This window comes from Methylophaga sp. UBA5088 (assembly GCF_002414625.1).
GTDB lineage: Bacteria > Pseudomonadota > Gammaproteobacteria > Nitrosococcales > Methylophagaceae > Methylophaga > Methylophaga marina.
The window spans coordinates 3,424-13,022 of record NZ_DIAC01000024.1 but is presented as its reverse complement, the minus strand read 5'-3'; the positions used below and the strand labels follow the sequence as shown (position 1 = coordinate 13,022).

The window sequence follows — 9,599 nt, the reverse complement described above, 5'->3', positions numbered from 1 at the left end:
TAGAAACGGCAGAAGACCCCAACCCAACTTATCGCCCCTTTATCCTGACCACAGAACACGGCACGATCAAAGCCTTGGGCACAAAATTTAGTACTCGCCTCATTCATGAGAGAAGCTGTGTCAATGTCTACGAACATGCCGTTGAAGTGAGCCCCATTAATGGTTATGGCGATAAAGTTGTCGTGAATAGAGGTGAAGCAGTGAAATTCACCGCCGACTTATTTCAGCAAAAAATGTTATTTGATGCCTCCATCCTGGGTTGGACAAAAGGTTTCTTAGTTGTCGATAACATGCCACTCAAAACCTTTGTTGAAGAACTCTCACGTTATCGAACCGGCATGATGCGCTGTGATCCCGCGATTGCTGATTTAGAAATCTCTGGGGCTTTTCCAGTAAAAGATATTGATGGTGCATTAAGAAGTATCACCAAAACCCTGCCAGTACGTGTTGAAAGTTACACACGTTATGTCACCATGCTAAAACCTGCCTAAGAGTTAACTCAAGATCAGCCACACAGTTTATAAAAAACACTAAGAAAGTATCGTCCTTAAAAAGCATTACTAAATCTCTGCTACTAACTGTTGAAACTGATACTTGTTTCTTTATCAATGAGCAAACTTCGTAAAAATATCTCCTCGCAAACCCAGATATATCAACGTTTATAAAAAAATTTTAAAAAAAGTCTAAAAAATAATTGTCACTTTCCAATTCTCGATTGGCATACCTAATAGAACAACAAAAAAATAATAACTATTAGTCGGAGAGAAATATTGGAACTGCAAGCAAAGGGCCGAGTTTGCCTTAAGAATAAACTCTGTCGCTGTTTATCTATCGCCACGATGAGCATGGTCGGTGCCATGTCAATCAATCATCTTGCCCTGGCAGAAGATAACGCAGCTGAACAAGTGAAACGTTATGACATTCCTGCTGGCCCTTTGGGCAAAGCCATCTCAAATTACGCAGCCGAAAATGGTGTGAGATTAACCTTTGACCCAGCCTTGGCAGAAGGAAAAGAAACCAAAGGTCTTCATGGTGAATATTCCGTTGAAGAAGGCTTTCAAAAATTATTAAACGACAGTGGCCTCGAAGCCATTGATGATACAGATGGCGGCTATTTTCTGGTGCCTGGTCAAGAAGAGTTACCTGCTTTGGGTGATGACCGCTTAATTCTGGACACCGTCCAAGTCAGAGCACAACGTTTTTATGAAGTAGGGCCATTGCCAGGTCTAGGCCTTACCAAAGAAGAAATTCCGGCCAATGTGCAAAGTATCTCGGCCAAAGAGATAAAAGAAGCACATTCATTAAGCATGACGGATTTGTTTAATACAAAACTACAAGGCGTCACGGTTAATGATTACCAAGGTAATCCATTCCAGATGGATATCCAATATCGTGGTTTTACGGCGGGACCACAAATAGGTACACCACAGGGCTTGAGTGTCTTTATCGACGGTATTCGGGTGAATGAACCGTTTGGCGATGTGGTGAACTGGGACATGATCCCCATGAATGCCATAGCTGGTGTGGAGCTATTTCCTGGGTCCAATCCTATCTTTGGTTTGAATACCTTAGGCGGTTCATTTGCCTTAAAAACCAAAGATGGCTTTAACAATACCGCTGCAGATGCTGAGGTGCTTGCTGGCTCATTTGGTCGTAAACAATTACAAATGGAAAATGGCTGGAACAACGGCACCATCGCCTTTTTCGGCGCGGCCAGTTTATTTGACGAAAATGGTTGGCGTGATAATTCTCCGAGTGAAGTGAATCAGTTATTCGGTAAAGCTAGTTATCGAGGTGACAAACTTGATTTACATTTCAGCACACTGATTGTTGATACTAATTTGGTCGGTAATGGGCTTATTCCAAGTGAAGAATATCGACAAGACAGGGAAGGAGTCTTTACCGCACCAGATACTACAGAAAATAGATTACAGCAGTTTCAGTTAGCTGGTGCTTATCAGGTAAACGATACGTTTAGTATTACGGGGCAGGTTTACCGTAGAACAAGTAGAAGAGATTCTCAAGGTGCAGATGTATACACAGATTTTGATAACCAGACAGTAAAAAGAAACCTTGCCCCTGGCGAAGAATATACCTGTCTTTATGAAACGACAAATGAATATAACTTACCAGATTACTACGTTATAGATTTACCCGGTGGGGACCCTTTCAGCTCACCAGATTATATTGATTTCGTGTTAAGCCCTACTATTGAAGATGCTTTTGCGACGCTTGATGCGAGTCAGTTCAATACAGCACTCCCAGATGAAGTGGTGGCATTGGCGCAGAGCTCAATAAACTTCTGGAAAAACTTTCAAGCAACTGAAATTTTTCAAGCTGCTAACGATACTGGAGCAGGGCCACAGCTACTTGATGAAGGGGATGAAACATCATATTCAAATAATGAACATTCCTACATATACAACGCTAAAGTTGATTTAACAGCGCTAAAAGATAGTGATCCTTTTGCATTTGCAGCAGGAGCTGAGGGGAGCTTCTATTATTACACCACTGATGGTGTTAAACATGTGATCCTACCCAAACTCCCAACTAACGCTGATACGTGTAAGGGCGATGCCGGCTCAAATGATACATTGGAAGTAGCAGGACCTGAAGGTGGTGTACAGACCGTTGATGGTGCTGCATATAGCCAAACCAATCCTGGTGTTGTAGATGGAACACCTACCGCAGTATTAACTGATAACACAATTGATCAAGTTACTGATGGTGTATCCATTCAACTCAACTGGAATACAGATAAACACAAATTCATGATTGGGGCGTCAGTCGATAGACCCACAGCGGAATATACCAGTACACAACAGTTAGGCCTTTTAACTGCAAACCGGGAGTTCTACTATGCTCCTGATGAAATTCGTGATCAGTATGTAGCGGCTGATGTACCAATTAGTAACAATAATTTTGAAGGGGAGCAATTAACGAAGAGTCTTTATTTCAGTGAAACCTGGAGTCCCGTTGAAACGTGGCATTTTAATGTTTCTGCGCGCTACAACGATACTCAAGGAGAAAACAGAATGAGGTCTAGAGAGTATGGTATCGCTTTTATTCCCAGCCTTGCTCAATTAGAAGCCTTTCCAGATTATTTTGACGTCTGTGCGCCGGGTGAGGATTGTCCAACAGGCTATGAAACACCAGACACAAGCAGCCTACTAAACGAAGAAGAAAAAGAATCATTTAGCTATTATTCGTTAAACCCCTCTTTTGGTGTCGCTTGGCAGGCAAGAGATGATTTAAATCTCTACGCTAATTTCTCACAAGGTGTGCGCGTTCCTTCCGTTATTGAGCTAGGGTGTGCATTGGATAAAACACCTGTTGGTTCGAAAGGAATTTATAGAAGTCTTATAGAAAACAGGACATGCTCACTACCTTCGACTCTCTCCGGTGACCCATATTTGCCTCAAATAAAAGCACAGACATTTGAAGTCGGTGTTAGAGGGGTAATAGATGATTATTTGCAATGGAATTTATCCGCCTATCAAACCAATATTAAAGATGATCTTTATCTGGTTTCCTATCCTGATAATCGTAACTTCTTTGACAATATTGGTTCAACACGTCGTCAAGGTATCGAGGCGGGATTCTCTGGTCAAAAAGGTAAATGGGCGTTTAGTGTTAACTACTCACTTACTGATGCCACATTTGAAGATAACTTTACTATTGCAGGCAATGACAATAGCAGTTCTTATGAGGACTTTGCCGGTAATTATAACTATAGCCGTTTAATTGATGTTGAAGCCGGTGCTCGCATGCCGGGCGTATCACTTCATAACCTTAACGCATCTGTCAACTACCAAGTTACCCCTAAATGGACCGTTGGCCTCACGGCTGTAGCTCATTCATCAAGTTATGTCAGAGGTAATGAAAATAATAAACACCGAGCAGGGCAGGTGATATACGAGACTGCTGAAATTTCCGGAACGCAAACACGCGTTGCTAGAAAAGCGACGAATAATCCAGGCAAGGTGCCGGGGTATATGGTGTTTAATTTCCAAAGTAATTATCAGCTCACCAAAAACTTCAGTGTCAATTTACTCGTAAACAATATCTTTGATAAAGAATACTTTTCAGCTGGCACGCTGGGACGCAATCCATTTACACCTGGCACCTATGGTGCTAGAGGGCCTGATGGCTACAACCACAACTCACTTGAATGGAATAGCACAAACTTCGTGGCGCCTGGTGCACCGAGAGCAGCTTGGGTCAGTGTGAGATGGTTATTTGATTAAAAAATATGGAAATAAGTTGAGGCAAGTGTGACTGCCTCACAATGAGTTCATCTTCGATCGATGGAAGTTTAAGACGCTCACCAAGATTGAAGTGAATGGGTGATTCGGGCAGCCACAAATGCCCGCCTATATCTTGTTGGTGACTAGTCCAGCTCTTCACTCAAGTCATCTAAGGCAAGATGGCTACGTGGGCCAAGGTCATTGGCTAATATGGTTAAGGTTTACTATTCATATAGCTAATGAATGTGACTGATAAAAAAGAAAAGGACATCAAAAATAGTGAAGGGGATTAAAAACAAGCAGAGGCATAGGCAATTCGGGATTTCGATATATCAACTCCTCGTTCTCTTCGTCACGCTTAGCATCATTGTTATTGTATTCATCAATAATTACGAAACTATGGATACCCAACTCACAGCCCAAGAGAATGTGCTCCGTCATGAACTCATCGTGATGCGAAGCGCTATCATCCAATACCACAGTGTCATGAATACCTACCCTCACTCAATAGAGCAGCTTGTTGATACTGGCTATTTGCGAGATATTCCTGTCGATCCCATCACCAATAGTCATGAAACCTGGGAGTTAATAAAACACGCAGAAACTGACGATGTTATTTCTGATGTCCGAAGTGGTTCTCGACTTATGTCATCAAAAGGTACCCCGTATTCAGACTGGTAAGTTCATGTTTTACAAAGCAATTAAAAAAGTCAAAAAAATGTCACTTTTTCATTTTCGATTGGCATATAGAGTAAGAGCACAAGAAACAGTGCTCCTTGGTCAATGGTTGGTTTAACTTTTTAGTTCGTCATTGCTTGTTATCTTGATTCTAGGGAAAGTGGTTTTTTATGGATGCAGTTCCAGATATTGTTGATGCGGTACTTATCTTCCTTGTTATTTTATCGGTACTTATCTGGTCAGTAGGGATTAGTAAATACCTGGCCTTTTATCGTAATAGCCGTTTTGATAGAGAATTTCTAGCGGTTTTCTCCAAAGCTCGTGATATTCAGGATTTGTTGGCGGTGATGTCTTCAACAAAAGGCCGTCTTGCTCGTGTTTGTCAGGCAGGATTAGATGAGCTGGTTTCATGGCAATATCTGGCTAACTCTGTTGCGCCAGATGATAAACGTGAAATGTTGATGCACTCGCTGAAACAACAAGCGCATGCTGAGCAAACCCGCATGGAAAATGGCTTGTCTATTCTAGCCAGTGTGGGCTCAACTGCCCCCTTTATTGGTTTATTCGGTACGGTCTGGGGGATTATGAATGCACTAAAAAGCATTACGGCATCGGGTTCAGCGAGTCTGGATGTGGTGGCGGGACCGATAGGGGAGGCGTTGATTGCAACAGCCATAGGTATTGCTACCGCTGTACCTGCCGTTCTGGCGTACAACTACTTTTTACGTAAAGTCAGGTTGTCTGCGGCCACCATGGATAATTTTGCGTCGGCATTTCATCTGTTAGTGCTCAAATCTCGTATCAAACACGATTAGGCGGCTCAACAGGAATAATGCCTGCTGAAGGCATCAACCTGTTGCTCGATAATGCATAAAGGAAATTTGTTATGGCGATGAATACTGGCGGTGATGACAATATGATGAGTGAAATCAATGTGACGCCCTTAGTGGATGTGATGTTGGTGCTGCTGACCGTTTTTATCGTGACAGCCCCGTTATTGATGAATTCGGTGCCAGTCAATTTACCTAAAGCCAGCTCAGACTTAACACTCACTCAACCTGAGTCTATCAACATTAGTGTGACTGCTGACGGCACCATGTATTTTAGTGATGAAACGGTGAATGCTGAACAACTGGATATGGCACTGATGGAGGCGGCACAAAACGTGGACACTAGTGTTGAGATTTTTGCTGATGAAAAAGCGGAGTACGGCACAGTGGCTAAAGTCATGGCGGCCATTCAACGTGCTGGCATCAGTAAGTTTACCTTTGTGATACAACCTGAGTCTGGTCAGTAATGCTGTTTATTGATTGGTTGTGTGACGCGTTAATATGACGGCTTTGGTCGTTGATTTCTCTTCAAATCGTTCGGTTGGATCAGAACGCTTTCTACCTGGTTTTTTATGGGCAGTGCTGATTCATCTGTTATTGATTTTATTATTTATGCCCACACTGGAGCCAGCAGCACCGGCAGCACCAACAAGAATCACGGTGCAGGTAAGCCAGCTTGAACCCATCGTTGAAGAGGTGGTTGAACCTGAACCAATGCCAGAACCTGTCGCTCCGATAAAAAAACCAGAAACAAACAAAAAACTGCTCGTTGCTAAAGATGATACCCCTCCTGAGCCAGAGGAAATGGTGGTGATAGAGCAGCCACCTGAAAGTGAGCCGGTAGAAGAGATAAAACCCGAACCACCCAAGCCTGAACCGAAAAAAGTTGAACCTAAGCCAGAACCTAAAAAGGCAGAGAAACCTAAGCCAAAGCCCGAACCCAAAAAGGTTGAAAAGCCTAAACCAAAACCTGAGCCGAAAATAATTGAAAAGCCTCAGCCCAAACCTAAGAAACCGATTGAAACGGTGAAACAGGTGCAGCAAAAACCGATGGCTGAACCTGAGGTTGTAGAAAAGATTGAGCAAGTCGAGACGCCAAGCGAAGTAGTTAAGGGCGTGGTGACTGATACACCAGCAGCACCGTCAGTGACGGCATCCGGTAGCTCGACCTCATCTCAGGCTGACGCCACTGGCACGGGCAATGCAGCTAATGGTAATGGTAATGGTAATGGTAGTAACCCAGGTGGTACTGGGGAAGTGGATCGAAATACCGCCTGGAAAGGTTATGGACAGTTGCTTTATGCCATGGTGTCTAAGAATAAAACCTATCCACAATTAGCGATTCGCCGTCACCTTGAAGGCACAGTGATGGTGAGTGTCCGTTTTGAGCAAGGCAGGATGGTGAGCATGTCCGTTGTTGGTCAGGGTAGTGGACATAGTGTTTTAGATAGAGCCGCGCATGAGATGGTCGAAAAAGCGGTGAAAGCCTTACCCGTTCGCGGTGATTTATCGAGAAAATCCTTTAGTGTGGTGGTGCCTGTTAACTTTCGTTTAACAGACTAAACTTATTCGTCAGCTTTTATCATGGCTATAGTGATGTATAGCGCCAATCAAGATATGATAAAGTGTGTCAGCCAAAATTATGGAAACCCAGCGTTACACAGTCTCTTAATCAACCTTGCCATTGAGGGAGGGGTGATTAAGGCAGTAGTCGAAATGTCTCTCATATTTCAAACGAGCTATTGTCGCCAGCCTTACGCGGGTATGCGAGGTCATCAGTGCATGAACTTGCGATTCAAAATCACGTATTTTTAAGGGTTTAGAATGTCGAAAATTATTTATACCAAAGTAGATGAATCACCTGCATCAGCAACGTACTCTTTGTTGCCCGTTATTCGTGCTTTTACAGCCAATGCGAATATTGATATCGAAAGCCGGGACATTTCACTTGCAGGACGTATCATTGCTAACTTTCCCGATAATCTAAGCGACGAACAAAAAATTCCTGATCACCTGTCACAACTCGGTGCCTTAACTCAGGACCCGGCTACCAACATTATCAAGCTACCGAATATTTCTGCTTCCATCCCACAGTTAAAAAACGCGATTGCAGAATTAAAATCAAAAGGTTATGACCTGCCTGATTATCCTGAATCACCTAAAAACCCTGCTGAACAAGCGATTAAAGATCGTTATGCCAAAGTATTAGGTTCTGCTGTGAACCCCGTGTTACGTGAGGGTAACTCTGATCGTCGAGCACCCGCAGCGGTGAAAAACTATGCACGTAAAAATCCGCATAGTATGGGCGAATGGAAAGCTGATTCAGCCACTGACATCGCGCATATGGATGCGAATGACTTCTATGGCAGCGAATTATCCATTACCTCTGCTCAGGCCGATGACTTTAAAGTGACGTTTGTCGATACAGCAGGCAATGAAACGGTACTGAAAAAGTCGATTCCGGTATTAGCGGGTGAAGTAGTAGATGCGACGCGTATGCGTGCAAGCAGCCTGCAGGCGTTTTATGCCGATGCCATTGCGAGAGCAAAACAAGACAATGTGCTGTTATCTCTGCATTTAAAAGCCACCATGATGAAGGTATCTGATCCTTTGATGTTTGGTTTTGCTGTCAGAGTGTTTTTCAAAGATTTAATTGAAAAACACAGCAATTTATTTGATGAACTGGGTGTGGATTTCAATAACGGTTTAGGTGATTTATACAGCCGTCTCGCCAATGTTGATGAAGCGACCAGAAAAGAAGTCGAAGCGGATATTGAGGCAGTCTATGCCAGCCAGCCTGATGTGGCGATGGTCGATTCAAACAAAGGTATTACCAATTTCCATGTTCCTTCAGACGTGATTGTGGATGCCTCTATTCCGGCGATGATTCGTGCCGGTGGCAAAATGTGGAATAAAAAAGGTGAGCAACAAGATACGCTGGCGATGATTCCGGATCGCTGCTATGCCGGTGTGTATAAAACAGTGGTGGATGACTGTAAACAAAAAGGGGCTTTGGATCCGGTCACCATGGGTACCGTACCGAATGTGGGCTTGATGGCTCAAAAAGCCGAAGAATATGGCTCGCATGATAAAACCTTCCAGGCGAAAGGCGATGGCAAAATTATTGTCACTAACCAACAGTCTGAAACGGTATTTGAGTTTGATGTGGAAGCAGGGGATATCTTCCGTATGTGTCAGACCAAAGATGAGCCGATTCGTGACTGGGTGAAATTAGCCGTCAGCCGAGCACGTTTATCCGATACACCGGCGATTTTCTGGTTGGATGAAAACCGGGCACATGATGCTGAATTGATTAAAAAGGTAAATGACTATTTACCTGAGCATGATACAGCTGGATTGGATATTCGCATTCTAAATCCGGTCGTGGCCACACAACTCTCTTTAGATAGAATTCGAGCTGGTAAAGACACGATTTCGGTGACTGGTAACGTATTACGTGACTACAACACCGATTTATTCCCGATTCTGGAGTTAGGAACATCGGCGAAGATGTTATCTGTAGTGCCACTCATGCAAGGTGGTGGTTTATTTGAAACCGGTGCAGGTGGCACAGCGCCAAAATTACTGGATCAACTGATTGATGAAAATCATTTGAGCTGGGATTCTTTGGGCGAATTGATGGCTTTGGCGGCTTCGTTGGAGCATCTATCTAATACCCAGGATAATCCAAAAGCAAAAGTGTTAGCTGACACCTTGGATGCCGCAACGGGCAAATTACTGCAAGAAAACAAATCGCCCAAAGAAAAAACGGGTGAGTTAGATAACCGGGGTAGTCATTTCTATTTAGCCATGTACTGGGCTGAAGCACTGGCTGAGCAAACAG

General features: G+C 43.5%; 6 protein-coding genes and 1 pseudogene. All 7 read left to right on the top strand.

What is annotated here, in order from left to right:
• A pseudogene (locus B4K20_RS02995) lies at positions 1 to 491 on the top strand (histidine kinase); the annotation flags it as partial.
• Between the two features lie 279 nt (positions 492 to 770).
• Positions 771 to 4,247 carry a TonB-dependent receptor domain-containing protein gene (locus tag B4K20_RS02990; protein ID WP_286304790.1) on the top strand — a complete coding sequence of 1,159 codons (3,477 nt, stop codon included), beginning with the start codon at positions 771 to 773 and terminating at the stop codon, positions 4,245 to 4,247.
• A 399-nt stretch (positions 4,248 to 4,646) separates the two neighbouring features.
• Positions 4,647 to 4,928 carry a hypothetical protein gene (locus tag B4K20_RS02985; RefSeq protein WP_289281827.1) on the top strand — a complete coding sequence of 94 codons (282 nt, stop codon included), beginning with the start codon at positions 4,647 to 4,649 and terminating at the stop codon, positions 4,926 to 4,928.
• 167 nt (positions 4,929 to 5,095) lie between these two features.
• The gene (locus B4K20_RS02980; protein WP_289245392.1) at positions 5,096 to 5,740 is read left to right on the top strand and encodes a MotA/TolQ/ExbB proton channel family protein; all 645 of its coding nucleotides are present in this window, start codon (positions 5,096 to 5,098) and stop codon (positions 5,738 to 5,740) included.
• Positions 5,741 to 5,811: 71 nt separating this feature from the next.
• On the top strand, positions 5,812 to 6,222 hold the full coding sequence (locus B4K20_RS02975) for an ExbD/TolR family protein (RefSeq protein WP_289245393.1): 411 nt from the start codon (positions 5,812 to 5,814) through the stop codon (positions 6,220 to 6,222).
• A 34-nt stretch (positions 6,223 to 6,256) separates the two neighbouring features.
• A complete protein-coding gene (locus B4K20_RS02970) occupies positions 6,257 to 7,318 on the top strand; it encodes an energy transducer TonB (RefSeq protein WP_289281826.1) in 1,062 nt (353 codons plus the stop codon).
• Positions 7,319 to 7,579: 261 nt separating this feature from the next.
• Positions 7,580 to 9,599: NADP-dependent isocitrate dehydrogenase (locus B4K20_RS02965; RefSeq protein WP_289281825.1), on the top strand; the 2,020-nt coding region annotated here is incomplete at its 3' end.